At 71.6% G+C, this 26,937-nt stretch carries 22 protein-coding genes; 14 read left to right on the top strand and 8 right to left on the bottom strand.

Going from position 1 to position 26,937, the window contains the following annotated elements:
* Positions 1 to 4 precede the first annotated feature (4 nt).
* From OG984_RS03775 to OG984_RS03760, 4 genes are read left to right on the top strand one after another with little or no spacing between them, the layout of a single operon-like run.
* Entirely contained in the window at positions 5 to 1,336 is a 1,332-nt protein-coding gene (locus OG984_RS03775; RefSeq protein ID WP_328530315.1) for an amino acid deaminase, read from the top strand.
* Positions 1,337 to 1,347: 11 nt separating this feature from the next.
* On the top strand, positions 1,348 to 2,958 hold the full coding sequence (locus tag OG984_RS03770; protein WP_328530314.1) for an N-acyl-D-amino-acid deacylase family protein: 1,611 nt from the start codon (positions 1,348 to 1,350) through the stop codon (positions 2,956 to 2,958).
* A gap of 11 nt (positions 2,959 to 2,969) precedes the next feature.
* Positions 2,970 to 3,608, top strand: a complete 639-nt coding sequence (locus OG984_RS03765; protein WP_328530313.1) for a bifunctional 4-hydroxy-2-oxoglutarate aldolase/2-dehydro-3-deoxy-phosphogluconate aldolase — start codon at positions 2,970 to 2,972, stop codon at positions 3,606 to 3,608.
* Positions 3,609 to 3,655: 47 nt separating this feature from the next.
* Positions 3,656 to 5,044, top strand: a complete 1,389-nt coding sequence (locus OG984_RS03760; RefSeq protein ID WP_328530312.1) for a GntP family permease — start codon at positions 3,656 to 3,658, stop codon at positions 5,042 to 5,044.
* Positions 5,045 to 5,068: 24 nt separating this feature from the next.
* Here OG984_RS03760 and OG984_RS03755 read toward each other — a convergent pair whose 3' ends face one another.
* From OG984_RS03755 to OG984_RS03745, 3 genes are read right to left on the bottom strand one after another with little or no spacing between them, the layout of a single operon-like run.
* Entirely contained in the window at positions 5,069 to 5,611 is a 543-nt protein-coding gene (locus OG984_RS03755) for an HIT family protein (protein ID WP_328532316.1), read from the bottom strand.
* Positions 5,612 to 5,651: 40 nt separating this feature from the next.
* Entirely contained in the window at positions 5,652 to 7,532 is a 1,881-nt protein-coding gene (locus tag OG984_RS03750; RefSeq protein ID WP_328530311.1) for an FtsX-like permease family protein, read from the bottom strand.
* Positions 7,529 to 8,320, bottom strand: coding sequence for an ABC transporter ATP-binding protein (locus tag OG984_RS03745; RefSeq protein ID WP_328530310.1), 792 nt, complete (start codon positions 8,318 to 8,320; stop codon positions 7,529 to 7,531). The genes OG984_RS03750 and OG984_RS03745 overlap by 4 nt, the downstream gene beginning before the upstream one ends.
* Positions 8,321 to 8,430: 110 nt before the next feature.
* On the opposite strand from OG984_RS03745, the gene OG984_RS03740 reads away from it, so the two are divergent.
* From OG984_RS03740 to OG984_RS03730, 3 genes are all read left to right on the top strand, one after another.
* Complete coding sequence (locus tag OG984_RS03740; RefSeq protein WP_328530309.1) at positions 8,431 to 9,705, top strand: sensor histidine kinase; 1,275 nt, start codon at positions 8,431 to 8,433, stop codon at positions 9,703 to 9,705.
* Positions 9,684 to 10,346, top strand: coding sequence for a response regulator transcription factor (locus OG984_RS03735; protein ID WP_328530308.1), 663 nt, complete (start codon positions 9,684 to 9,686; stop codon positions 10,344 to 10,346). The genes OG984_RS03740 and OG984_RS03735 overlap by 22 nt, the downstream gene beginning before the upstream one ends.
* Positions 10,347 to 10,463: 117 nt before the next feature.
* The gene (locus OG984_RS03730; protein ID WP_328530307.1) at positions 10,464 to 11,999 is read left to right on the top strand and encodes a hypothetical protein; all 1,536 of its coding nucleotides are present in this window, start codon (positions 10,464 to 10,466) and stop codon (positions 11,997 to 11,999) included.
* Positions 12,000 to 12,011: 12 nt separating this feature from the next.
* Here the strand turns inward: OG984_RS03730 and OG984_RS03725 are convergent, their stop codons facing one another.
* The 5 genes from OG984_RS03725 to thrS form a co-directional block, all read right to left on the bottom strand.
* A complete protein-coding gene (locus OG984_RS03725) occupies positions 12,012 to 13,064 on the bottom strand; it encodes a M36 family metallopeptidase (RefSeq protein ID WP_328530306.1) in 1,053 nt (350 codons plus the stop codon).
* A 57-nt stretch (positions 13,065 to 13,121) separates the two neighbouring features.
* A complete protein-coding gene (locus OG984_RS03720; protein ID WP_008356928.1) occupies positions 13,122 to 13,829 on the bottom strand; it encodes a TetR/AcrR family transcriptional regulator in 708 nt (235 codons plus the stop codon).
* Positions 13,830 to 13,884: 55 nt separating this feature from the next.
* A complete protein-coding gene (locus OG984_RS03715) occupies positions 13,885 to 15,567 on the bottom strand; it encodes an FAD-dependent oxidoreductase (RefSeq protein ID WP_328530305.1) in 1,683 nt (560 codons plus the stop codon).
* A 38-nt stretch (positions 15,568 to 15,605) separates the two neighbouring features.
* Positions 15,606 to 16,601: an AurF N-oxygenase family protein gene (locus OG984_RS03710; RefSeq protein WP_328530304.1), complete on the bottom strand. Its 996-nt coding sequence runs from the start codon at positions 16,599 to 16,601 to the stop codon at positions 15,606 to 15,608.
* 221 nt (positions 16,602 to 16,822) lie between these two features.
* A complete protein-coding gene (gene thrS, locus OG984_RS03705; RefSeq protein WP_328530303.1) occupies positions 16,823 to 18,811 on the bottom strand; it encodes a threonine--tRNA ligase in 1,989 nt (662 codons plus the stop codon).
* 237 nt (positions 18,812 to 19,048) lie between these two features.
* Here thrS and OG984_RS03700 point away from each other — a divergent pair, with 237 nt between their 5' ends.
* From OG984_RS03700 to OG984_RS03670, 7 genes are all read left to right on the top strand, one after another.
* Positions 19,049 to 20,044 carry a hypothetical protein gene (locus OG984_RS03700; protein WP_328530302.1) on the top strand — a complete coding sequence of 332 codons (996 nt, stop codon included), beginning with the start codon at positions 19,049 to 19,051 and terminating at the stop codon, positions 20,042 to 20,044.
* A 16-nt stretch (positions 20,045 to 20,060) separates the two neighbouring features.
* The gene (locus OG984_RS03695; RefSeq protein ID WP_328530301.1) at positions 20,061 to 21,215 is read left to right on the top strand and encodes a zinc-binding dehydrogenase; all 1,155 of its coding nucleotides are present in this window, start codon (positions 20,061 to 20,063) and stop codon (positions 21,213 to 21,215) included.
* 171 nt (positions 21,216 to 21,386) lie between these two features.
* Positions 21,387 to 22,685, top strand: coding sequence for a DEAD/DEAH box helicase (locus OG984_RS03690; RefSeq protein ID WP_328530300.1), 1,299 nt, complete (start codon positions 21,387 to 21,389; stop codon positions 22,683 to 22,685).
* 53 nt (positions 22,686 to 22,738) lie between these two features.
* Positions 22,739 to 24,109, top strand: coding sequence for a sensor histidine kinase (locus OG984_RS03685; protein ID WP_328530299.1), 1,371 nt, complete (start codon positions 22,739 to 22,741; stop codon positions 24,107 to 24,109).
* Entirely contained in the window at positions 24,106 to 24,777 is a 672-nt protein-coding gene (locus tag OG984_RS03680; protein WP_328530298.1) for a response regulator transcription factor, read from the top strand. Before OG984_RS03685 ends, OG984_RS03680 begins: the two co-directional genes overlap by 4 nt.
* An 85-nt stretch (positions 24,778 to 24,862) precedes the next feature.
* Complete coding sequence (locus OG984_RS03675) at positions 24,863 to 25,744, top strand: ABC transporter ATP-binding protein (protein ID WP_328530297.1); 882 nt, start codon at positions 24,863 to 24,865, stop codon at positions 25,742 to 25,744.
* Entirely contained in the window at positions 25,741 to 26,928 is a 1,188-nt protein-coding gene (locus tag OG984_RS03670; RefSeq protein WP_328530296.1) for an ABC transporter permease, read from the top strand. The genes OG984_RS03675 and OG984_RS03670 overlap by 4 nt, the downstream gene beginning before the upstream one ends.
* Positions 26,929 to 26,937: the final 9 nt, after the last annotated feature.

Here is a 26,937-nt window from a genome sequence, read left to right as displayed (position 1 = left end):
GGCCATGGATCACCCGGCAGCCCACTTCGACACGGCCGCCGTCGCGGCGCTGCGCGACGAGCGGGTCGACTGGCGCCACAAGGCGATCCCGCCCGCGCTCTGGGGACGTACGGTCGCCGAGGTGCTCGACGAGTCGCCCCGGCTCTCGCAGCTGCCCACGCCGGTGCTCTCGCTCTCCCGGGTCGCGATGAGCCACAACCGCGACGTGCTGGCGACATGGTGCGCGGAGCGCGGCATCGCCCTCGCACCGCACGGCAAGACCACCATGGCTCCGCAGCTGTGGGCCGAGCAGCTCGCCGCCGGCGCCTGGGCGATCACGGTGGCGAACCTCCCTCAGCTCGCCGTCGCCCGCGCCTTCGGCGTCTCCCGGGTGATCGTGGCCAACGCGATCGTCTCCCCGCTCGCGCTGCGCTGGATCGCCGACCAGCTCACCGAAGACCCGGACCTCGAGATCCTGGTCTGGGCCGACTCGCCGCGCACCGTCGCCCTGATGCACGACGCGCTCGCGGCCCACGTTGCCGAGGCCGGTCCACGGCGAGCGATCGGTGTGCTCGTCGAGCGCGGCGCCGCGGGCGGTCGCACCGGTGCCCGGGACGAGGAGACCGCCGTGGCCGTCGCCGAGGCGGTCGCGGCGTCGCCCCACCTGCAGCTCGCCGGCGTCACCGGCTACGAGGGCGCCCTGGCACACACGACCGACGAGGCCGCGCTCGAGGTCGTCCACACGTACGTCGACAGCCTGGTCTCGCTGCACCGGCGGATCTCCGGCCTGCTCCCCGGCGACCGGACCCCGGTCGTCAGCGCCGGCGGCAGCGCCTACTTCGAGCAGGTGGCCGACGCGCTCGCTCCGCTCGTGACGAGCGACGAGGCGCGGGTCGTGCTGCGCAGCGGCGCCTACATCACCCACGACGACGGCTTCTACCGCGGCATCTCCCCGATGGGGAGCGCGCCCCGCACCAGCGGCCCGGGTCTGCGCAGCGCCCTGCACGGCTGGGTGCGGATCAGCTCCCAACCGGAGCCGGGGCTCGCGCTGTTCGACGCCGGCAAGCGCGACCTACCGTTCGACGAGGGCCTCCCCGAGGCTCAGCTCCTGCGCGCCCGGACCACCGGCTCCCCCGCGACGCCCCTGACAGGCGTCGAGGTGACCGCGCTCAACGACCAGCACGGCTTCCTCCGCTGGGACCCCGCCGCCGAGGCACCCGTCGAAATCGGCGACGAGCTCCGCCTCGGGCTCTCGCACCCCTGCACCGCCTTCGACAAGTGGGGCCTCATCCCGGTCCTCGACGACGCCGACGCCGACGACCCGGTCGTCGTCGACCTCGTCCGCACCTGGTTCTGAGAGGACCGACCATGACCGACCTGCTCATCCGCGACGCGACCGTCATCGACGGCACCGGCGCCCCCGCCTTCCACGCCCACGTCAGCATCGACGCCGGGCGGATCACCGGCATCCACACCGAGGGCGCGGCGCCGGCGGCGCGGCGCACCATCGACGCTGCCGGCCGTGCACTGACTCCGGGGTTCATCGACATGCACGCCCACTCGGACCTGCAGATCCTGGTCAACCCCGACCACACCGCCAAGGTGAGCCAGGGCGTCACGCTCGAGGTCGTCGGGCAGGACGGACTCTCCTTCGCTCCTGCCGACGCCACCGCGCGGGCTCACCTGCGCCGCCAGATCGCCGGCTGGAACGGCGAGCCGGACGACTTCGACTTCGACTGGGACACCGTCGCGGGCTACCTGGACCGGCTCGACCGCGGGATCGCGTGCAACGCGGCGTACCTCGTGCCCCAGGGGACGCTTCGGCTCATGGTCGTGGGCCCCGACAACCGGACCGCGACCTCCGCCGAGATCGCCGAGATGGCCCGGCTGCTCCGGGTCGGTCTCGCCGAGGGCGCGGTGGGGATGAGCAGCGGCCTGACCTACCCGCCGAGCATGTTCGCCGACGACGAGGAGCTGGCCACGCTGTGCCGGGTCGTCGCCGAGGCGGGCGGCTACTACAGCCCGCACCACCGGTCCTACGGCGCCGGTGCGCTGGAAGCGTACGCCGAGATGATCGAGATCGCCCGTACCTCCGGGTGCGCCCTCCACCTCACCCACGCGACCATGAACTTCGAGCCCAACCGCGGGCGGGCAGGTGAGCTCGTCGACCTCATCGAGGCCGGCCTGGCCGACGGCGTCGACATCACCCTCGACACCTACCCCTACCTTCCCGGCGCCACCACGCTCAGCGCGGTGCTGCCCAGCTGGTCGACCTCCGGCGGCCCCGATGCCCTGCTGGCCCGGATCGCCGACCCGGCCGACCGGGCCCGGATCGCCCACGAGCTCGACCACGTCGGCACCGACGGCTGCCACGGCTGCGTGACCGACTGGCGCACGATCCAGATCAGTGGCGTACGCAACCCCGAGCTGTCGCGCCACGTCGGCCGCACCGTCGCCGAGATCGCCGAGGAGTCCGGCCGGGCGGCCACCGAGGTCTTCTTCGACCTCCTCGTCCGCGACCGGATGGCCACCACGATCCTCCAGCACGTCGGCCACGAGGAGAACGTGCAGGCGATCATGCAGCACCGCACCCACTGCGGCGGCAGCGACGCGATCCTCGTCGGCGAGCGTCCGCACCCGCGCGCGTGGGGCACCTTCCCCCGCTACCTGGCCCGCTACGTACGCGATCTCGGCGTGCTCGACCTGGTCGACTGCGTCCACCACCTGACCGGCCGCCCCGCGGCGAGGCTGCGGCTCAGCGATCGCGGCCTGGTCCGGGAGGGGTACGCCGCCGACCTGGTGCTGCTCGACCCCGACACCGTCCAGGACACCGCCACCTTCGAGGAGCCGCGGCAGCAGGCGCGCGGCATCGACTGGGTGCTGGTCAACGGCACCGCCGTCATCGAGGACGGCCACCGCACCGACGCGCTGCCCGGACGGGCCCTGCGCCGCACCGACGAAGGAACCCGACCCCGATGAACGCGAGCCCGATGAGCAACTCCGTGATCGACACCCTCCGCGCCGACCAGGCGCTGGTCGTCGTACGCGCCACCCGGATCGACGATCCCGTCGCGCTCTGCGACGCACTGGCCGCCGGCGGCATCCGGACCGTCGAGCTGACCTATACGACGCCGGGCCTCACCGACCTGCTCGCCGACGTCGCCGCGCGCGCCAGTGACGACATCGTCATCGGCGCCGGGACGGTGCTGACCGCCGACCAGGCGCGTGCCGCGCTGGCGGCCGGAGCCCGGTTCCTGGTGACGCCGGGCCTTCCGGCCGACGCGGCGCAGATCGTGGCCGAGGGCCACGCCGCGGGCGCGGCCGTCGTCCTCGGCGCGCTCACCCCGACCGAGGTCCTCACCGCGACCGCGCTGGGCGCCGACGCGGTCAAGATCTTCCCGGCCCGGGCCGTGGGCCCGCGCTACTTCTCCGACCTGCGGGGCCCGTTCCCCGAGGTCGCCCTGATCCCTTCCGGCGGAGTCGATGAAGACAACGCCGCGGAGTTCCTGCGGGCCGGCGCCATCGCCGTGACCGCCGGGACGTCGGTGGTCGAGCCCGCCGACGTCGACGAGGCCCGGTGGGAGCAGATCACCACCAACGCCGCCCGGTTCCGCGCAGCGCTGCGCTGAGTCCATCCCTACCCATCCCCCACCCTGACCCGACGGGAGAACCAGCCATGCACTGGCTCCAGACAAGCACCCCCGGCCTGCTGCTGCTCTGCGCAGCGGCGATCGCCGTACTCCTCTTCTTGATCATCAAGGTAAAGCTCGAACCCTTCATCGCCCTCTTCATCAGCGGCATCGGCCTGGCCGTCGCGGCCGGCCTGTCCGTCGAGCAGATGGTCGGCACCGCCCTCGCCTCGAAGGAGTCGCTCATCGAGACCGGCTTCGGCGGCGTACTGGGCCACATCGCGCTCATCATCGGTCTCGGCACCGTGCTCGGATCACTGCTCGAGCGGTCCGGCGGAGCCGACGTCCTCGCCTCGAAGCTGATCGCCATCTTCGGCGAGCGCGGCACCCCGATCGCGATGGGCCTGGTCGGCCTGATCTTCGGCATCCCGGTCTTCTTCGACATCGGCATCTTCGTGCTCGCCCCGCTGGTGTACGTCGCCGCACACCGCGGCGGCAAGTCACTCGTCCTCTACGCCCTGCCCGTGCTGGCCGGCCTGTCGATGACCCACGCGTTCCTACCGCCCCACCCGGGCCCGACGGCCCTGGGCGGTCTCCTCGGCGTCGACCTCGGCTGGCTGATCATCATGGGCCTGCTGTGCGGCCTGCCCGCGTTCGCGGCGGCCGGCATCCTGTTCCCGATCTGGATCGCCCCGCGGGTCCAGGTCTCGGTGCCCGAGGAGTTCCTGGTCGCGGAGACCGAGGCCGAGGAGGACCCGACGCCCGCCGCCCCGGTCTCGCTCGCCCTCGTTCTCGCCGTCATCGCCGTGCCGCTGATCCTGATCCTCGGCGCGACCTTCGGCACGATGCTGCTCGACCCGGGCCGGCTGCTCAGCGTGCTCACCTTCCTGGGCAACCCGGCGATCGCACTCACCATCGCCGTGCTCCTGGCCTTCTGGCTGCTCGGCATCCGGCGCGGCATGAAGCTCGAGGAGATCTCGGAGTTCACCGGCGCCTCGCTGCGGCCGGTCGGCATGATCCTGCTCGTCGTCGGCGCCGGTGCCTTCTTCGGCTCCGTCATCTCCGCGACCGGCGTGGGCGCCGCTCTCGCCGAGGTGCTCGCCGACGCCGGCCTGCCGGTCCTCCTGCTGGCCTACGTGATCTCCTGCGGGCTCCGGATCGCGCAGGGCTCCGCGACCGTGGCGATCGTGACCACCGGCGGCATCGTCGGCCCGACGCTCGCCTCGGGCTACTCCCAGCCCGAGCTCGCCGTGATCGCCGTCGCGATCGCCGCCGGCTCGATCATCCTCAGCCACGTCAACGACGGCGGCTTCTGGATCGTCTCGCGCTACTTCAACCTCACCGTGAAGCAGACGCTGGCGACCTGGACCGTGCTGGAGACGGTGCTCTCGGTCACCGGCTTCGCGGCCGCCGCCGTCGCCTGGGCGATCGTCTGAGGTTCGGCCCCTGCATCGACTCTGCTAGACCGACGCCCACGCCTGCGCGAGCAGCTCGCGGGTGTCGGTCAGCAGCTGGGGCAGGGTCTTGGTGCGGCCGATGATCGGCATGAAGTTCTGGTCGCCGATCCAGCGGGGCACGATGTGCTGGTGCAGGTGGGCGGCGATGCCCGCGCCACCGGCGGTGCCCTGGTTCATCCCGATGTTGAAGCCCTCGGCCTGCGAGACGCCGGCGAGGGTGCGTACGGCCTGCTTGGTCAGCACCGCCATCTCGGCGGCCTCCTCGTCGGTGGTCTCGACGTAGCCGGCGACGTGACGGTAGGGGCACACCATCATGTGGCCCGGGGCGTACGGATAGAGGTTGAGCACGACGAAGCAGGTCTCGCCGCGATGCACGACCAGGCCCTCGGCGTCCTCGAGCGTCGGCACCCGGCAGAACGGGCACTTCGTCTCCGAGGGGTCGCTGGGCTTGTTCTCCCCGCGGATATAGGCCATCCGGTAGGGGGTCCACAGCCGCTCGAGACCGTCGCCCTCGCCGATGCCGTCCTGGGTGAGTACGCCGTCCATCTCCGTCACGCGGCAAACACTACTTAATCCCCTGGAAAGGTCAGTCGGGCGCTTCCCCGCTCCGCAACGTGTACGCCCCGGCGACAGCGGCGGCGAGGAGCACCATCAGGCAGGCCGCGGTGATCCCGGACAGGGCCTGCCAGGGGAACGTCAGCGGCGCGTCGGGTACGTCGCGTACGACCGCCTGGCGCACCAGCCAGCCGGTGAAGCCGGTGATCGCGCCGCCGACCAGCAGGGCTCCGGCGCCGGTGAACGCCGTCTCCCAGAGCGTGGTCCGGCGCACCTGTGCCGGGGTGGCACCGAGAAGGCGGGCGGTGGCGGTCTGGCGGCGGCGCTGGCTCATCCCGATCAGGACCGCGTTGACGGCCGCGATCGCGGCGTAGACCCCGGCCGGGCCGAGCATCACCCACAGCACGACCTCGTTCGTGGCGCGGGCCTCGGCGGAAACGGTGCGGACCCACTCCTCGGCGGTGCTCACCTGTGCTCCGCCGTCCTGGACCGCCCGTGCAGTCGCAGTGACGTCCGCACCGGCGGCGGTGCGCACGAAGACCGTCCCGGTGTCGCGAACGATCCGGCCGATACCGGGCAGGTCGTCCGGCACGATGACGTCGGCCCACAGGTTCGGGGCGTCGGGAACGACCGCGACCAGACGCACCTTGACGCTGCGGCCGCCGACGCGCATCCGGTGGGTCTGGCCCACCCGGCCGCCGAGGTCGGTGATGTAGGAGGCGGTGACGGCGATCGCCCGGCCGTGCAGGTCGGCGAGACTCCCCCGCGTCGCCTGCAGGCTCCGCGTGGCGGCCGCACTGGAGACGTCGACCACCTCGACGTCCTCGGGACCGCCCCCGAATCCGACCTGCGCCGTGCGGCGTACGTCGCTCACGCGCACCCCGGGCACGTCCTGGATCCGCTCGGGGCGCTTCGCCCGCACGACCAGCTCCGAGGTGAGCGCGGCCCGGTCGGCGCCCTCGCTCCAGTCGGCGGTCGCGCCGACCGCGAGCACCATCGAGCCGGCCACCGCCATGATGGCCACGACCGGCGCCGCCACCGCGGCGGTCATCCGACCGCTGGTGCGGGCGAGGTCACGGGCCAGGTGGGCCGCGGGATCCCGTCGCGCCACCGCGGCACCGGCGTAGGTCGCCAGCTCGGTGTAGAGCAGACCGCCCACCGCGTTCGCTCCGATCACGGCGAGGATCGGGAGGAACATGCCCACGAGCAGGGCGAACAGCAGCGGCATCCCCGAGGCGAACCAGGCGGTGGCGACCAGCCCGGCGGCCGCGGTGAGCGCGACCAGCCCTTGGACCACCGTGGGCCGGCGGCGCTCGAGGACCGCCTCGCGCAGCGCCTCGACCGGCTGCGTACGTCCGGCGCGGGCGCCCGCGCGCCAGGCGCCGACGAGCGCGACACCGACCCCGCAGGAGGCGGCGATCGCCCAGCCGGCACCCTGGCCCGGCATCCCGAGCAGGACCGGGGTGACCCCGGCCAGGTGCAGGACGTGCAGCACCGGCATCGTCACGGCGGTGCCGAGCAGGCAGCCGGCGACCGTGCCTACGGCCGCCACCGCGACCGCCTCACCGAGCAGCAGCGTCCGCACCTGACGTGGCGTCGCGCCGAGCAGACGGAGCAGGCCGAGCTCGCGACGCCGGGTGGCCACCACGAACCCGAAGGTCGAGGAGACCACGAACAGCGCCAGGAACAGCGAGATGCCGGCCATGATGCCGAACAGCGACCCGAGGTCGTCGATCCGCGTGCGCGTCTGCGGGTCCAGCCCGTCGGTGGCGGTGCCGAGCGCTCCCAGCATGTTGGTGGCGAGGGTGATCAGGGCGATCCCACCGGCGAGGGCGACGGCGGCCCCGGCGTACGGCGGCCAGGACTGGCGCAGGGTCTTCAGGCTGTGCGAGACCATCACGACGACGTTCATCCCACAGGCTCCAGCTCGGCCATGCGGGCGCTGATCCGGGCCGGGTCGCTGCGCTCCATCTGCCCGACCACCTGGCCGTCGGCGAGGAACAGCACGCTGTCGGCGTACGAGGCGGCGAGCGGGTCGTGGGTGACCATCACGATGGTCTGCGCCGGCGCGCGGGTCCCCGGAGCGTCGACGAGGTGCCGCAGCAGCTCGAGCACCTCGCGTCCGGCGTGGCGGTCCAGCGCGCCGGTCGGCTCGTCGGCGAAGAGCACCGCGGGCCGGGAGTGCAGCGCACGCGCGATCGCGACGCGCTGCTGCTGGCCCCCGGAGAGCTCCGGCGGCCGCCGCCGGGCGAGCCCGTGCAGACCGACCTGCTCGAGGGCTCCGATCACCTCGGCACGTTCCGGGCGACGCCCGGCGAGACGGGCGGGAAGCGCGACGTTGTCGTACGCGGTGAGCGCATCGAGCAGGTTGTACTGCTGGAACACGAAGCCCATCACGTTCCGGCGCAGCTTCGTCAGGGTCGTCCGGTTCAGGCCGGCCAGGACGGTCCCGGCGACCCGGACGCTGCCCCGGGTGGGCCGGTCGAGGCCGGCGGCGATCTGCATGAGCGTGGACTTGCCCGACCCCGACGGGCCCATGATCGCGGTGAACGTACCCGCGGCGAAGGCATGGCTCACGCCCCGTAGGGCGTGGACCGTGCCGGAGCGGGACCGGTAGGTGCGGGTGACGTCGTCGAGGACGACGGCGGGCGGGCCGGGCGGCCGGGGCGCAAGGACGGCGGCCGGGATGGTGGCGGTCATGTCCTCCAGCAAACGCCTCGCCCGCGCCGCGCGCACGGGCGCGGACGCCACGACGAGGTAGCGCGTGCGCTACCCCGCGACGGGGTGATGAGTGCCTAGGCTCCGGAGTCATGAGACCTCCACCCGACGTCTGGGCGGCGCTGCGCTCCGCTCCCTGGCGGCTGCTCGCCTCCAGCTGGCCGTGGCGCGCCCTGGCCTACCTGGCCTCGGGGGCCGTGGTCGGTCTCGTCGTCGCCGTGCTGCTGTTCGCGCTGGTCGGCGTCGGACTGCTGACCCTGGTCATCCTGGTCGGGGTGCTGGTCCTGGCCGGGATCCCGCTGCTGGCGGCGCTCGTCGCCGACGTGGAGCGGGTACGCCTCCGGCTGATCCTCCCCGGCAGCCGTCCGGGACCGGCCGAGCGGCCCACACCGATCGCCTGGGGCGACCGGCTCCGGGCGCTGCGCCGGCTGCGGATCTCCGGGCCCGAGGTGGGCTACACCGTGCTGCTCGCCACGGTCATGTGGCTGATCGACGCCGTCGCGCTCAACCTGATCATCACCACCCCGGGCGTGCTCGTGCTCGCCCCGGCCCTGGTCCGGCTCGACGGTCCCGTCGCGTTCGGCCCCTGGCAGCTCGACACGCCTGCCGAGGCCTGGATCGCCGTGGGCCCGGGACTGGTGCTGCTGATCGCCGGTCTGTACGCCGCCACCCTCCTCGCCGCCGCCCAGGCCAGCCTGGCGCGGCTTCTGCTCGAACCCGCCCAGACCCGGATGGCGGCAGCCGTCGCCGATCTGCGCCGCTCGCGCGTCGACCTGGTCGACGCCTTCGAGACCGAGCGCGGCAGGATCGAGCGCGACCTCCACGACGGCGCGCAGCAGCGCCTGGTCGCGCTGACCATGACGCTCGGACTGGCCGAGCTGGAGGTGCCGGAGGGCGCCGGGCTCGACCTCGTCCGGCAGGCCCATGCTCAGGCGGAGACGGCGCTGGCCGAGCTTCGCGCCACCGTCCGCGGGATCCACCCGCGGGTGCTGGTCGACCACGGGCTCACCGCCGCCGTCCACGAGCTCGCCGCCGCCGCGGGGCTGCCGGTCACCGTCGACCTGCGGGTGGAGGACCGGCTGCCTGCGCCGGTCGAGGCCGCGGCGTACTTCGTGGTCGCCGAGGCGCTCACGAACGCGGTCCGCCACGGCCGTGCCGCCTCGGCCCGCGTCGAGGGGCAGCTGACCGGTGACCGGCTGGAGGTCGGCGTACGCGATGATGGGACCGGCGGCGCCGTCGCGCGTCCCGGAGGCGGGCTCGCCGGCCTGGCCACCCGTCTGGCGGCCCTGGACGGCCACCTGGAGATCACCAGCCCGCCGGGTGGACCGACGGAAGTGAGGATGACGTGCCCGACCGCGCTCCCCTGAGGATCGTCCTGGCCGAGGACGCGGCGCTGCTGCGCGAGGGTCTCCTCGCCATCCTCGAGCGGGCCGGCCACGAGGTCATCGCCGCGGTCGGCGACGCGGACGCCCTGCTCGCCTTCACCGACCACACCCGTCCCGACGTGGTCATCACCGACATCCGGATGCCGCCGACCCACACCGACGAGGGGCTGCGCGCCGCCGCCGAGCTCCGCCGACGGCACCGTGACCTGGCCGTCCTGGTGCTCTCGGCGTACGTCGCCGACGCCTACCTCGCCGAGCTCCTCGACACCACCGGTGGCGGCGGCATCGGCTACCTGCTCAAGGACCGGGTCGGCCACGTCCGGGACTTCCTCGACAGCCTCGACCGCGTGGCCGGCGGCGAGACGGTCGTCGACCCCCAGGTCGTACGCGGCCTGCTCGACCGGCACCAGCCCGACGGTCCGCTCGACGTGCTCTCCGAGCGCGAGCGCGAGGTGCTGGCACTGATGGCCGAGGGCCGCACCAACGGCAGCATCGCCGCCGCGCTCTTCGTCTCCGAGGCGGCGGTGCGCAAGCACGTCGGCAACATCTTCGCCAAGCTCCGGCTCGATCCCACCACCGACCGACGGGTCTCCGCCGTGCTCGCCTATCTGCGCGAGGCCTAGAACGACCACCGTGCCCGGCACCCCCTTGGGTGGCGGTCATAGAGTGGCAACACCCCACGACGTCGCGCGCAAAGCGGGCTCCACCGCCCTTCATCCAGGCTCATCCAGCGTGCCGAAGTGACCACTCCCGTCAGTGACCGCACCTCTGCGTCGCCGCCCGAGAGGCCCGGCGCCAGCGGCGCACGCGTCACCGGCAGAGGCTGGATGGACACCGCGATCGTGCTGCTGGCTGCTCTGCTGGCGGCGGCCGCATGGCTGCCCTTCCGCCACAGCCCGCTCACCGCGGACGAGAGCGGCTTCCTGATGGTGGCTCAGCAGTGGCAGCCCGGCCGGTCGCTGTACGGCGACTACTGGGTCGACAGGCCACCGCTGCTGCTCTGGCTGTTCACGATCGGCGGCCACCTCGGACCTGTCGAGACCACGACCTCCGGGGTCATCGCACCTGGGCTCAAGGTGCTCGGCGCCATCGCCAGCGGGGTGTCGGTGGCCCTGGCGGGCGTCCTGGCCAGCCAGGTGTCACCAGGGAATCGCTCGGCGCGGCTCACGACCGTCGTGCTGGCGGCGGCGTTGCTGTCCAGCCCGCTGCTCGGGATGTCGGCGGTCAACGGCGAGCTGCTCGCGGTGCCGTTCGTCCTTCTCGGCCTCGTCTGCATGGTGGGAGCGACCCGCAGACCGTGGGGATGGCGTACGGCCGCGCTCGCCGCCGCGGCCGGCGCGTCCGGGATGGCCGCCGCGCTGGTGAAGCAGAACTTCATCGACGTCTTCGTGTTCACCGCCGTGCTCGTCGCGGTCTCGCACCGGCATGTGGCCCGGCTGTGGGCACGGGCAGCCGCGTTCGCGGGCGGTGCCTCGGCATCGCTCGGCGCGGCGGTCGTCGGGGCCGGCGCGCGGGGAACCTCCGGGCCCGAGCTGTGGGACGCGGTCGTGGTCTTCCGCACCCATGCCTCGGAGCTGATCGACGCCTCGGCCTCCTCCGCGACGGCCGTCCGAGGCGCACAGCTCGCCACGGCGTCCCTGGGTAGCGGCGCCGCCGTCGTCCTCGTCGTCGCGGTGGCGGCGGTCCTCGCGCGCAGGTCGCCGCTGGCCATGCCCGGGCTCGCCCTGACCGCCTGGGAACTAGTGGCGATCCCCGCGGGTGGCAGCTACTGGTTGCACTACCTGACCGGCATCGTCCCCGGCCTGGTGCTGGTGGTGGCCACCGTCCGGCACGATCCGCCACCCGATTCTCTGCCCGGGCGCGCGCTGAGGTACGCGGTGGCGTACACGGTCGCCGCCGCTCTCGTGGCCTGGACGCTCTCGGCTCTCGCCACACCGCAGAGGACCCCGGAGGCCCGGGTCTCGACCTATCTGCGCGAGCACGCGCGCCCCTCGGACGGTGTCGTCGTCGGGTTCGGGCACCCGGAGATCATCGCCGCGAGCGGACTCGACAGCCCCTACGAGAACCTGTGGAGCCTCCCGGCGCGCGTCCGCGACCCGCACCTGAACCACCTGCGCCGCGTGATGGCCGGTCGCTCAGCGCCGCGATGGGTCGTCGTCGACGGTGACAGTCTCGACACCTGGGGGCTCGACGGCGACCGCGCACAGCGGTACCTCGTGCGGCACTACGTCGAACGGGTGAGCTACGACAACTGGCACATCTGGCGGCACCGGTGATGGCCGGTGAGGTCAGAAGGTGATCCCCCGCGCGGCGAACCGGGCACGGACCAGGTCGGCGGCGGCCTGACCGTCGCGAGCAGCAGCGGCGGCGTACGTCTCGGCGGCAGCGGCCTGGAAGCTGGTGTCCGGCGCGTAGGAGAACTGCGAGTAGATCAGGGTGGTGTCCCAGTCGCGCGTGGTGAGGCCGAGTGCCTGGTAGCCCTCACGGATCTCCCAGAGCGCCTGGCTCCAGATCTGGCCGTCGTAGTGCACCTGGTTGCGGCGGTCCTCGAGGGTCAGGTCGAGGTGGAAGCTGCGGATGCAGTGCGGGGCGTCGGTGTAGGAGGTCGCGTCCCAGTCCATCGGGCAGGACGGGTCGGCAGCGACCGGCCAGCCGAACTCGTCGGCGGCGTCGAGCCCGACGGTCACGGCCAGATAGTCACCGAACGACTCCCCGATCGCGCCGGCGTCGAGGCTGCTGCCGTAGCCGGGCACCTGGTCGGCGTGGACGGCGTGGCCGTACTCGTGGACGATCACCTCGGCGTCCTCGGCGTCGTCGACACCACCCTTGCCCAGCCGGATCCGGAACGGCTTGTCGGTCTGGTAGGAGTTGTCGCCGCCGTACTGGTTGATCTTCACCGAGAACGGCTCGTCGAGCACGCCCGGGAGCGTCTCGCCGAAGCCGAGGGCATGCAGGTAGGTCTGCGCGCGGGTCACCCAGAAGTAGCCCATGACCTGCTCGAACTGGTCCTGGTGGCGGTCGTAGGAGTAGGTGTTGGTCGTGGAGTACGCCGGCGTGCCGGTGCTCGACTCGACGACCGCGTAGTCGCCGCGGAGGTAGCCCGAGCCGTCCAGGTGGCTCAGCGGGACCTCGGCGTAGGCGCTCTCCGGCACGGCGCTCGCGGCGTCCTTCTGGTCGGTCAGGTTCTGGTCGTTGCTGGACTGCACCGGGTTGACCATGAAGACGCGGGCGGTGCCCTCGGACGAGCCGCTCCCGGGGGCTGCGGTGGCCGTGCTCAGCGGGACGGCGAGCCCGGCGGTGGCCGCCAGGCCTGCGGTGACGGCGATCGAGAGTCTGCGCATGTGGGGCATGGTCTTCTCCTGGAATGAACGGCCGCGCGGCCGGGCGATACCGGGAGGCTATACCGCGAGGATGTCCTTGGACAGGAGTTCTTCCAGAGGAAGGTCGGGATCGAGCTCGATCCCGAAACCGCGGGCGTGGCCGTCGATGACGTACCAGATCGACTGGGCGGTGAGCCGCTCCAGCGTCTCGGCGGGCAGGCGCTCGCCGGTGCGGGTCAGCCAGCGGCGTACGGCCCCGAAGACCGCGCCGACGAGACCGTAGATCAGCGGATCGAGGGCCTCGGCCTCCTCCTCGGTGGGGTTGCCGCCGAGGGCGATCACGGCGGTGCCGACGATGGTCGAGATCCGTCCGGCGAGCTGCTCCATCCCCTGCTGGAGGGGACCGTCGTCGCCGCCGTCGATGTCGTGGTCGGCGGCGAGGTGGAGGGCGGGATGGGCCCGGGCCCACCGTACGTAGGTGCCGATGATCCGCTCGATGATCTGCGGCACGGTGCCGTCGAGGGTGATCCCGGGCATCAGGTCGGACCAGAGGCCGTCGAGGATCGCCTGCTGCACGGCCCGGTCGAGGTCGGCGCGATCCTCGAAGTGGCGGTAGATGACCGTGCGGGACAGTCCGGCGCGCACCGCGATCTGCTGCACCTGGACGTCGGCACCCGGCTCACCGGCCTCGATCACCGCGATGGCGGCGTCGATGATCTGCTGGCGGCGCTGCTCGTTGTGCTTGCTCCACCGGTCCTGCCGACCATCCCGCTTCTCCCCGGCCACCCGCGTCTCCCCCTGATCCCGTGCTCCCCGATTCCAACCCGGTGCCGAGAGCGTCTCAGCGCTCCTTGCGACGCCCCAGAGCGTATCGGGGTTTCCGCGACTTCGCGGCGATGCCCCGCATCTCCTCGACATCGGTGATCTTGACCCGCGGACGGCCGGACTCGGCACCGCGGCGCTTCTCCTCCCGGTCGATCGCCTGCCAGCCGGCCAGGTCGACCATGCCGGGCTGGCGGCTGCGTACGATCGCGGTGATCTCGCGGGTGTCGCCCACGGGCGCCGGGATCCGGTCGGCGTCGAGGTCGTCGAGCAGCTGCTCGACCGTCTCCTCGGCATCGGTCTTGTTGGTGCCGATGAAGCCGTTCGGGCCGCGCTTGACCCAGCCCGCGACGTAGACGCCCGGGAGCACCCGGCCACGCTCGTTGGGGACGGTGCCGATGGCGCCGTCGTAGGGAAGGTCGGCCACGGGCAGGCCCTTGTAGCCGACCGCGCGCAGCAGCATCCCGGCCTCGAGGACCTCGGTCTCGCCGGTGGGGACGGCCCGGACGACGCCGTCGGCGTCGCGCTCGAGGCGGTTGCGGCCGACCTCGACGCCGGTGACCCGGCCCTCGCCCAGCACGCGCACCGGCGAGCTGAGGAAGCGGAGCACGATCGTACGCAGCTCCGGACGCACCTCGCGGCCGGCGAGCTCGCGCAGCAGCCGGACGGTGGTGCCGTCACCGGCCAGAGCCTCCTCGATCGGGAGATCACCGGTGTCGACGACGACGTTGACACCGGTGTGGCCCATCAGCCCGACCAGCTCCGGCACGGTGAACGCCGCCTCCCCGGGCCCCCTGCGCCCGAGGACGACGACCTCCTTCACCGTGCTGTCGCGCAGCACCGCCAGCGGCCCCTCGGCGATGTCGGTGCCGGCCAGCCGCTCGGGGTCCTCGGCGAGGATCCGGGCGCAGTCGAGCGCGACGTTGCCGTTGCCGACCAGGACGACCCGGCCCGAGGGGATGGACTCGGCGTCGAGACGGACAGGCAGGTCCTGCTTGTCCGGGTCGCCGTTGTACCAGCCCACGAAGTCGGTCGCGCTGAGCGAGCCGGGCAGGTCGTCGCCCTCGATCCCGAGGGGCCGGTCGCTCGCCGCGCCGACGGTGTAGACGACGGCGTGGTAGCGGGCGGTCAGCTCGGCGTGGGAGACGTCCTTGCCGACCTCGACGCCCAGGAAGTAGCGGAACCCGGGCTGCGACTCGATCTGCGCGAACAGCTTCTCGACCTGCTTGGTGCTCTGGTGGTCGGGTGCGACGCCGGCCCGGACCAGGCCGTACGGCGTCGGCAGCCGGTCGAAGACGTCGACGGTGATCTCGGGGTGCTTGAGCAGCTCGTCGGCGGCGTACATCCCGGCCGGCCCGGCCCCCACCACCGCGACCCGGAACGGCCCGGTGCGGGTGAGCCGGCGCTGGGGGTGGACCAGGGCGAGCGGGGTGCGGTCCTTGTGCGGGAACACCTCGAAGTACTCCGCGTTGATGGCCAGGAACGGCTTCTGCGCAGCGGTCAGGGTCGTGTGCGGCACGATCGCGTCGGCCGGGCAGGCGGTGACGCAGGCTCCGCAGTCGACGCAGCTCTTGGCGTCGACGTAGAGCATCTCGGCCTCGCCGAAACCGGGCTCGCCCGGGGCGGGGTGGATGCAGTTGACCGGGCAGGCGACCACGCACGAGGCGTCCGCACAGCACGACTGGGTGACAACGTGAGGCACTTTGTGACTACCGTCCTAGGGCGTCGGGCTCAACGGGATCAGTACGACGCCGCGCGCGGCTCGGCGCGGAAGCGCGAGGCGCGGCCGTCGATGCCGGTCAGCCTCCACAGCAGCTTGGCCGGACCCTTGCGGATGCCCAGGTTGTCCGCGAGGAGGCGTACGTCACCGAAGAGGTCACGCAGCAGCTTCTCGGACTCCTCGGACTTCCACCAGATCTCCTTCGCGACCTCGTCCGGGATCCCCATGTCGTAGCGGGCCTGCTTGCTCGGGACCATGATCACGTCGCAGAGCAGTCGCATGATGACCGGGAAGAGGTAGGCCAGCAGGGTCTTCTTCACGCGGCCGAGCTCGGGCACGTGCTGCTCGAGGTACTGGTGGGCGAAGCCGATGTGGCGGGCCTCCTCGGCGATGTGGATCTGCATGATCCGGTTGGCCGCGGGGTGGCTGCCGCCGGAGCGCATCGCGCCCTTCTGCAGGTGGTCGATCGGCTCCTCACCGGCCAGGATGCCGGTGAAGAACGCCTCCGGGAACCAGGCGCCGGCCGAGGCCATGAGCGGCACCAGGACCTTGAAGTAGGTCGGCGCGCCCGCCACGTCGGGGTTCACCCGGTTGACGAACTCCTGGAACATCTGGGTGTGGTGGGTCTCCTCGGTCACCTCGTGAGTCGCGTAGCGGAACTCCGGGTTGTTGTTCTCCGACCAGACCAGGTGGTTCATCACGCCGCCGATGAGCAGCTGCTCGAACTGCAGGCCGACCTTCGCGACCTGGGCCCAGCGGTACATCCCGATCTCGATCTGGCGCTGCTTGGGCAGCGCCTTGTACCACGGGTGGGCGCCGATCTCATCGGCGTCGTTGAGGATCCAGCGCTCGTCGTCGGGCAGCACCGCGAGGTCCTCGGAGTCCCAGTCGATGTCCTTGAACGGGTCGAAGTGCACCTCGACCGAGGCCTCGGACAGCGTACGCAGCGTGTCGAGGTAGGCCTGCTTGCCCTGGCGGACGTATCCGGTGGACTTCTCATCCTGAACGGCGGTCATGACGATCGCTCCTTCACCGTTGCGTTCTGCGTTGAACTACTGACGACGTGACCCACGTTACCCGGACACGCGTCCCGATAACAAGAGTACGCGCGACTTAGTGTCGCGTGTATTTTTCGGGGTCGAAAACATAGTCCAGGGAGTTTCCGACCATCTACCGGCTGGTAATGGACGGAAACTCCCTGGACTATCTCGGCGGGCCAGTGACCCCTTCGACAGGCTCAGACCTGCTCGTGCGACTCCACGGCAGCCACGATCCGCTCGATCGCCTCGTCGACCGGGATGCCGTTCTCCTGGCGGCCGTCGCGGTAGCGGAAGCTGACCGCACCCTTCTCGACGTCCTCGCCGCCGGCGATCAGCATGAACGGGATCTTCTGGAGCTGGGCGTTGCGGATCTTCTTCTGGAAGCGGTCGCTGGACTCGTCCACCTCGACGCGTACGCCTGCCTTCTTCAGCTTGCCGGCGATGTCGTAGACGTAGTCGTTGAACGCATCCGCAACGGGGATCATCTCCACCTGGACCGGCGCGAGCCACGGCGGCATGGCGCCGGCGTAGTGCTCGACGAGCACACCGAGGAACCGCTCGATCGAGCCGAACTTGGCCGAGTGGATCATCACCGGCTGCTGCCGGGTGCCGTCGGCGGCCTGGTACTCCAGGTTGAACCGGTCCGCGGAGGGCTGGTTGAAGTCGTACTGCACCGTGCCCATCTGCCAGGTCCGGCCGATCGCGTCCTTGGCCTGCACGGAGATCTTCGGTCCGTAGAACGCCGCGCCGCCCGGGTCGGGCACGAGCTCGAGACCGGTCTCGGACGCGACGTCCTCGAGGATCTTGGTGGCCTCGGCCCAGTCCTCGTCGCTGCCGACGAACTTGTCCTTGTTCGCGTCGTCGCGGGTCGACATCTCCAGGTAGAAGTCGTCGAGGCCGAAGTCCTTGAGCACGGTCAGCATGAAGTCGAGCAGGTGCTTGACCTCAGCCGGCGCCTGCTCCTTGGTGCAGTAGGAGTGGGAGTCGTCCTGGGCGAAGCCGCGCACACGGGTGAGCCCGTGGATGACGCCCGACTTCTCGTTGCGGTAGACCGACCCGAACTCGAACAGCCGCAGCGGCAGCTCGCGGTAGGACCGACCGCGCGAGCGGAAGATCAGGTTGTGCATCGGGCAGTTCATCGCCTTGAGGCGGTAGTCCTGGCCGTCCACGTCCAGCGCCGGGAACATGCCGTCGCCGTAGTAGGGCAGGTGGCCCGAGGTGTGGAAGAGCTGCTCGCGCGCGATGTGAGGGGTGCCGACGTACTCGAAGCCGTGCTCGATGTGCTTGGCGCGTACGTAGTCCTCCATCTCCCGCTTGATGATCCCGCCCTTGGGGTGGAAGACCGGGAGGCCGGAGCCGATCTCGTCCGGGAAGGAGAACAGGTCGAGCTCGCGGCCGAGCTTGCGGTGGTCGCGGCGCTCGGCCTCCTCGATGCGGGTCAGGTGGGCGTCGAGCGCCTCCTTGGACTCCCAGGCGGTGCCGTAGATGCGCTGGAGCTGCTTGTTCTTCTCGTCGCCTCGCCAGTAGGCCGCCGCGCTACGCATCAGCTTGAAGGCGGGGATCCGCTTGGTGGTCGGCAGGTGCGGACCGCGGCAGAGGTCCTTCCAGGCGATCTCGCCGTTGCGGTCGAGGTTGTCGTAGATGGTCAGCTCGCCGCCGCCGACCTCGGCGCCGGCGCCTTCGGCGGCGTCGGCCGCAGAGCCCTTGAGGCCGATCAGCTCGAGCTTGTAGGGCTCGTCGGCCAGCTCGACGCGGGCGTCGTCGTCGGTGGTGACCCGGCGGGAGAACTTCTGGTTGGCCTTGATGATCTTCTTCATCCGGGACTCGATCTTGACCAGGTCCTCGGGCACGAACGGGGTCTCGACGTCGAAGTCGTAGTAGAAGCCGTCGGTGACCGGCGGGCCGATGCCGAGCTTGGCCTCGGGGAAGAGCTCCTGCACCGCCTGCGCCATCACGTGCGCGGTCGAGTGGCGCAGGATGTCGTGGCCGTCCTTGGAGTCGATCAGGACGCCCTCGACGTCGTCGCCGTCGGCGACCTCGTAGGAGAGGTCCTTGAGATCCTCGCCGACCCGCGCGGCGATCACGTCGGCGTTGTCCGCGAAGAGCTCCCACGCCTTCGTGCCCGTAGTGACCGTCCGCTCCTCGCGCCCGTCGGGGGTGAGTACGGCGATCTTGATCTCGGACACGGATGCTCCTGTGGGTTCCGGTGATGGGTGGACCGCGATCCTCGCGCGGCGTCCCGATCGTATCCGTCGCCGGCGGCGTACTGCGAATGGGTGAACACGTGTCAGATACGGTCGGAGACCAGGCGCTTTCGTACGCCTCTGGGGCTCTGGCACGGTCGACGGGAACCCGTGGGGGCATGCGACTACACTTTCGACGCCACGATCGACGTCCCTCCCTTCCCAGATGTGAAAGGCCTCGTGCTCCCGACCACCGGCCCCAAGTCCCGTCTCATCGACCCGTCTCGGCGGATCATCCGATTACAGCGACGTACGTCGGTGGCGACCGTCCTGATCACCCTTGGCCTCGGCACGCTGGCGATGCTGTTCCCGGCCACCGTGATCGCGCAGCAGGCCGCCGACCGCTGGAACAGCGGGCAGTGGGCGGAGGTGAGCGTGGTGAAGCGGTGCGAGTTCGACGGCGGCACCGGCGAGATCACCTCCTGCGAGGGGCGGTGGCGCGTCGACGGCGAGCAGGTCACCGGGAGCATCCACGGCACCCTGCGCGACATCGGCCGCGACCCCGACCCGTCGAAGGCGACCTTCCGGATGTGGGTGGTCGGCTCCGACGCCTACGGAGAGCATGCGATCAACCCGTGGCCGGCCCGGATCGTCGGGATGGGCCGCGACCCGCTGCTGTGGGGCGGGATCGCGCTCACCGTGCTGGGACTGGTGGTGCTGCCGACGCGGCGGGCGTGGCTGCGTACGCCGGGCGAGGAGACGCTCACCGAGGACCTCGGCATCCGGCTGAGCACGCACCCGGCGCACGGACGGGCGTGGCTGGTGCCCGTCGGGCTGCTTCTCGGTCCGGCGCTCATCGCGCTCGGCGCCTGGATCGCCACCCGGCCGCACCTGCCGACGGTGCTGGTGCTGGGCGGGGGCCTGGTCGCGCTCGTCGGGCTGATCCTCGGCTTCCGGCTGGCCTGGCTCGGCCTGCAGCGCCCGGTCGCGGTGGACCTCGGGCTCTACGACGGCGGCCTGGTCATGGAGCACGCCCGGCACACCGACGTCATCCTCTGGGAGGACGTGACCCGGATCGACACCGGTGTCGTCGACGAACGCAAGGCCAACCCGCGCATCGACGTCACCCTGCACCTGGTCACCGGCGCCGCGCTGCGGCTGCCCCGCGTCGACCATCAGCACTCGTTCACCGCTCACCTGCACCGGATCGCCTCCGGATCGCTGCCGGCCGGGTGAGGTAGCGTCGGCCCCGATGAACCAGATGCGCGCAACCGTGGTCCACAAGGGCGAGCTCTCCGTGCGGTCGGTCCCGCGTCCCGAGCCCGGGCCGGGTCAACTGCTGATCAAGGTGCTGCGCACCGGGATCTGCGGCTCCGACCTGCACGTGCGCGAGCACAGCGACGAGCTCAACCAGGTGGTCACCGAGATCGGCTACACCACCGCGATGACCCCGGACCAGGAGATCGTGCTGGGCCACGAGATCCTCGGCGAGGTCGTCGCCTACGGCCCGGAGACGCGCGGTCGCTGGGAGCCGGGCACCTCGGTGGCGGCGCTGCCGGTGCTGCGTACCGATGGGGCGATCCACATGGTCGGCTTCGACGTCGACTCCCCCGGCGGTTTCGCGGAGTACTGCGTCGTCCAGGAGGCGTTCACCTTCCCCGTCCCCGACGGGGTCTCGCCCGACCAGGCGGTCTTCACCGAACCCCTCGCTGTCGCCTTCCACGCCGTACGCCGCGGGGCGGTCTCCGCTCGGCGCCCGGCCGTGGTCATCGGCTGCGGCCCGATCGGGCTGGCCGTCATCCTCATGCTCAAGGCGCAGGGGGTGAAGACGGTGGTCGCCTCCGACCTCTCCCCCGCGCGCCGCGCGCTGGCGGTGGAGTGCGGGGCCGACGTGGTCGTCGACCCGCGCGAGTCCTCGCCGTGGGACGCCTACAAGCAGCGCGGACCGGTGAGCTCGCTGACCGACTACCTGGGCTTCGGGATCGACGCGATGCAGGTCATCCGGCGCATCCCGCTGCTCCCCTGGGAGACCGTGCTGCTCAACGCCGACCGCCTCGGACAGTCGCCGACCGGCCCGGTTGTCTTCGAGTGCGTCGGCGTGCCCGGGATGCTGGAGCAGATCATGACCGCGGCGCCGCTGCACACCCGCGTCGTGGTGGTCGGGGTCTGCATGGAGCCGGACACGATCCGGCCCGCGATCGCGATCCACAAGGAGATCGACCTGCGGTTCGTCTTCGGCTACGACCCGGCCGAGTTCGCGCGCACGCTCGAGCTGATCGCCGGTGGCAAGGTCGACCCCTCGCCGCTGCACACCGGCACCGTCGGTCTCGACGGGGTCGCCCAGGCCTTCGCAGATCTCGCCGACCCGGAGACGCACGCCAAGATCCTGGTCGACCCGTGGGCGTGACATGAGACCGGTGGTCGAGCTTGTCGAGACCAGGGGCACCGAGGATTCTGGTAGACGGGTCACCTACCGGTAGTATCTGCTTACCGCGGCCCGTTCCGGTCTTGCCCCCGGCCGCTCTCGGATGCGACTTTTCCTATGGCGAGACACCTCGCTTGAAAAGTTGACTCCTCCTTGTCTCAGCAGAGCTTCAGCGCGCTCGGCGTGCCCGCAGACCTGACCGCCGTTCTCGACCACCACGGCATCACCTCCCCGACCCCGATCCAGGCAGCGACCCTGCCGGACTCGCTCGCCGGCCGCGACGTGCTCGGCCGCGGGCGGACCGGGTCGGGCAAGACGTACGCCTTCCTGCTTCCGCTCGTCGCCCGCCTCGCCGGCGGCCCGAAGGCGAAGGCGGGCAAGCCCCGCGCCCTCGTGCTCGCGCCGACCCGTGAGCTGGTCCGGCAGATCGAGGAGTCGCTGCGCCCGCTCGCCACGGAGGCGGGCCTGAGCGTGCAGACCGTCTTCGGTGGCGTCGGGCAGAACCCGCAGGTGATCGGCCTGCGCAAGGGCGCCGACGTCGTCCTCGCCTGCCCCGGCCGGCTCGAGGACCTGATCGGTCAGCGTCACGCCGACCTGTCCTCCATCGAGGTCACCGTCCTCGACGAGGCCGACCACATGGCCGACCTCGGCTTCCTTCCCGCCGTACGGCGCCTGCTGGCGGCGACCCCGAAGGGCAGCCAGCGCCTCCTGTTCAGCGCGACGCTCGACAAGGGCATCAACGTGCTGGTCAAGCAGTTCCTCTCCGCCCCGGTCGTGCACGAGGCCGACTCCGCCCAGTCGCCGGTCGCCGAGATGGAGCACCACGTGCTCCATCTCTCGGCGCGTGAGCACCGCATCCCGGTGCTCGCCGACCTGGCCGCCGCCCCGGGCCGCACCGTCGTCTTCACCCGCACCAAGCACGGCGCCAAGGGCGTCGCCCGCCAGCTCGGGCGCGCCGGCATCCCGGCCGTCGAGCTCCACGGCGACCTCTCCCAGAACGCCCGTGTGCGCAACCTGGAGGCCTTCCACTCCGGCAAGGCGACCACCCTGGTCGCCACCGACATCGCCGCCCGCGGGATCCACGTCGACGACGTCACCCTCGTGGTCCACGCCGACCCGCCCGCCGAGCACAAGGCCTACCTGCACCGCTCCGGGCGTACGGCCCGTGCCGGCGCCTCCGGCACCGTGGTCACCCTGATGCTTCCCGACCAGGTCAAGGACGTACGCACCCTCACCCGCGCCGCCGGGATCAAGCCCACGACCACCCGCGTGGACGGTCCGACCCACCCGATCCTGGTCGAGCTCGCCCCGGGCGAGCGCAGCCGTCCGGGCGCCTTCGTCCCGGTCGTCACCCAGCCGCCGCGCCGCCCCGCCGGCGAGGGCACCGGCACCCGCAAGAGCCGCCCCGGCTCCCGCGCCCGCCGGCGCCAGCGCGCCACCGGCACCCGCTGATCTCAGCCTCGAGACTGAGGACCTGGTCCCCCGGCGGAACTAGGGTTGGCCGGGTGACTGTGCACGACGATGCCGGCTCCTCCGGCCGGCTGGCGACCTTCTTCGCGACCGACGACGACTGGGAGCGGGAGGGGTCGATCAGCCTCGGCGACTGGCTGGTCGGCGCGGTCGTGCTGGTCGCCAGCCTGGTCACCCTGGAGCTGATCCGGGGAGTCGGGACGCTCGACAGCAGCGACGCACCGACCTGGGTCGAGTGGATCGCCGTGATCAGCGGCGCCGCGCTGCTCGTCTTCCGGCGACGGTTCCCGCTCACGATCGCGCTCCTGGCCGGGCTCCACATGTTCGTCACCGGGGTGTGGCTGCCGATGGTGATGGGGCTGCTGCCCATGCAGATCATCTACTTCGTCGCCTTCTTCGCCGGCGCCGCCTGGGCGCGCCGGCGGCGCGACATGGTGGTCGTGATGGGGCTGATCACCCTGTTCATGTTCGCCTGGCTCTCCTGGCAGTTCGCGGTCGGCAGCGGCATCGACGAGATCCGCGAGTCGACCTCGGACGCGGAGGGCTCGACGCTGGTCGGCCCGGTGACCGCCTACGTGCTGCTCACCACCCTGATGAACCTGCTCTACTTCATCGGCGCGATCGTCGGTGGTCAGGTCGCCTGGCGGGGCGCACGGCAGAAGGCGGAGCTCGCCGCGCAGGCGGCGACGATCGCGGCCCAGTCCGGCCAGCTCCAGCGCCGCGCCGTCATCGACGAGCGCCTCCGGATCGCCCGCGAGCTGCACGACGTCGTGGCCCACCACGTCGCCGTCGTCGGGGTGCAGGCGGCCGCCGGGCGCAAGCTGCTCGAGCGCGGCCGCCCCGGCGACATCGAGGGCGCCGCCGAGGCGCTCGGCAACGTCGAGGCCTCCGCCCGCGAGGGCGTCACCCAGATGCGCTCGCTGCTCGGCACCCTGCGCGACCCTGCCGGGGACGCGGAGTCCGAGCCCGACGGCGTACGCCGCCCCGAGCCGCGCCTCGAGGATCTGCCCGCGCTCCTGGACGGGGTGCGCGAGAGCGGGCTGCGGGTCGACTACGAGGCCGTCGGCCCGGTCGAGCACCTGCCGCTCCCGCTGGCGCACTCGGTCTATCGGATCGTCCAGGAGGCGCTGGCCAACGTACGCCGCCACTCCACCGCCGACCGCGCCCAGGTCGTCCTCCGTGTCGACCGTGCGGCCGCCGCGCCCTACGCCGAGGTCGAGATCACCGACAACGGCCGGCCGCGGCACGGCACCTCCGGCAGCGGCCTCGGCCTGCTGGGCGTACGCGAGCGGGCAGCTGTCCGGAAGGCGGAGGTCGACATCGGACCCAGGGCGGTGCAGGGATTCCGGGTGCGGGTGCGGTTCCCGCTCGACTCCCCCGTCACCTCGGCGGGAGCGGCGCGATGATCCGGGTGCTGCTCGCCGACGACCAGCAGCTGGTGCGCTCGGGGTTCCGTCTCATCCTCTCGATGGAGGACGACATCTCCGTGGTCGGCGAGGCCTCCGACGGGGCCGAGGCGATCGCCAGGGCCCGCGAGCTGCGGCCCGACGTGATCCTGATGGACGTGCAGATGCCCGGCACCGACGGCATCGAGGCGACACGTACGGTGGTCGCCGAGGGGCACGCCAAGGTGATCATCCTGACCACCTTCGACCGCGACGACTACCTCTTCGACGCGCTCGCCGCCGGGGCGAGCGGCTTCCTGCTCAAGAACGCCGATCCCGACTCGCTGGCCGAGGCGGTGCGAGCTGCGGCCGAGGGTCACGCGCTGCTCGCTCCGGAGGTGACGATGCGCGTGATCGGCCGGGTGACCAGCCACAACGCGCCGTCGGCGCCGAGTCCCAGGCCGCCGAAGGAGCTCGACCTGCTCACCGCCCGCGAGCGCGAGGTGCTGCTGCTCATCGGCGAGGGGCTGAGCAACAACGAGATCGCGCGCCGGCTGTTCCTGACCGAGGCCACCGTGAAGACGCACGTCTCGGCCTGCCTGGCCAAGCTGCAGCTGCGCGACCGGGTGCAGACGGTGGTCTTCATCCACCGCCACGGGCTGCTCCCGGCGAACCCTCCCAACGGGTGAGCACGGGTTCATCCTCGCGACGGATCCGTCGGGCGCGGCACTGAAATAGCGTGGTCCCGTTCGTAACCGAGACAGAGGAGTTTCGATGCTCGAGGTCAGCGGGTTGACCCGCCGCTTCGGCGACATGGTCGCCGTCGACGACGTGTCCTTCCCGGTCCCGTCCGGTGGGCTCACCGGGTTCGTGGGCGGCAACGGTGCCGGCAAGACCACCACCATGAGGATGATCATGGGAGTGCTGGCCGCGCATGCCGGCACGGTCTCCTGGCAGGGGCACGAGGTCACCCGCGAGGACCGCCGCCGGTTCGGCTACATGCCGGAGGAGCGCGGCCTCTACCCCAAGCAGCCGATCCTCGACCAGCTGGTCTACCTGGCGCGGCTGCGTGGCATGACCACCGCCGACGCCCGCCGGGAGATCACCGAGCTGCTGGAACGGTTCGGACTGGGCGGGCGCAGGAAGGACCCGCTCGAGAAGCTGTCCCTGGGCAACCAGCAGCGCGTCCAGATCATCGCCGCGCTCGTCCCCACGCCGATGGCGCTGATCCTCGACGAGCCGTTCTCCGGGCTCGATCCCGACGCCATCGACGCGATGGCGGACCTGCTGCGCGAGCATGCCCGCGACGGCGTACCAGTGGTCTTCTCCTCCCACCAGCTCGATCTCGTCGACCGGCTGTGCGACCGGCTCGTGGTGATGGCCCGGGGCCGGGTGGTCACCCAGGGAACAGGTGAGGAACTGCGCGCCGAGGCCGCCCTGCGCTACCGGCTCGTGCTCGACGGCGACGCGGGCTGGGTACGCGACCTGCCCGGGCTCCACGTCCGCGACGTCTCCGGCCCCGAGGCCGAGATCGAGGTCGTCTCCACCGGCGCCGAGCAGAAGCTGCTCACCGAGGCCACGACTCGCGGGAACGTGCTCGACTTCCACCGCGTCGTGCCCCGCCTGTCCGAGATCTACCGGGAGGTCACCGCATGACGACGCGCAGGCCCAAGGGACAGCCCGTCTGGCAGATCGTCGCGCGCCGCGAGATCGCGGTCCGCGCCACCGACAAGTCGACCCTGATCGGCACCGCCGTGATGCTCGCGGTGATCGTCGGCGTGCTCGGCTTCACCGCCTGGAGCGAGAGCCGGGAGAAGACCTACGAGCTCGCCTACTCCTCGGCGACCTCGCAGGCGATGGTCGAGGGCATCGCCGAGCGCGCCGGCGACATCGACGAGAAGGTACGCATCGAGCCGGTCGCCGTCGACGACGCCGACGCCGCCCGGCACGCGCTCGAGGAGGAGCAGGCCGACGCGTACCTGCGCCCGACCGAGAAGGGGTGGACGCTGGTCACGCTGGACGACCCGGACTCCGAGCTTCGTGACGTGGTCAGCCAGGCGGTCGAGGCGATCGTGCTGGCCGGCAACGCCGACGCCGCCGGCACCACCGCGGCCGAGCTGACCGAGGGCTCGACGGTCGCGGTGGACCAGCTCGAGGGTGACAGCAGGCTGAGCGCCATCCGCTACGTGGTCGGCTACGCCCTCGCGATCGTCTTCTACTTCGCCTCGATCATGTTCGGGATGACGCTGGCCAACAGCGTCGTGGAGGAGAAGCAGTCGCGGATCGTGGAGATGATCGCCGCCGCGGTGCCGCTGCGGCAGCTGCTCGCCGGCAAGATCATCGGCAACGCCGTCATCGCCGTCGGGCAGATGCTCATCTACGTGACCGTCGGGCTGGTCGGGCTGAGCCTGACCGACTTCAGCTTCGCGCTGCCGGCGCTGTCCGGCGCGATCGGCTGGTTCGTGGTCTTCTTCCTGATCGGCTTCGTGGTGCTCTCCACCCTGTGGGCGGTCGCGGGTGCGCTCGCCTCGCGCACCGAGGACCTGCAGTCCTCCTCCACCCCGATCACGATGCTGCTCATGGTGATGTTCTTCGGCGCCCTCTATCTCGACGGCGTCGGCGAGGTCGTCGGGTCGTACGTCCCACCGCTCTCCGCGGTGCTCATGCCGATGCGCCTGGTCGACGGCAGCGCGGCCTGGTGGGAGCCGGTCATCGCCCTGGCTCTGCTCCTCGGCTTCGGCGCCGCCCTCGTACGCCTCGCCGAGCGCCTCTACAGCCGGGCCCTGCTCCAGACCGGCGGCCAGCTCTCCCTCAAGGCGGCCTGGCGGCTGGAGGAGTGAACCTCCGTC

Origin of the sequence: Nocardioides sp. NBC_00368 (assembly GCF_036090055.1) — a bacterium.
In the GTDB taxonomy this organism is placed as follows: domain Bacteria; phylum Actinomycetota; class Actinomycetes; order Propionibacteriales; family Nocardioidaceae; genus Nocardioides.
The sequence above is the reverse complement of the archived record's forward strand: the minus strand, read 5'-3'. Positions and strand labels throughout refer to the sequence as shown.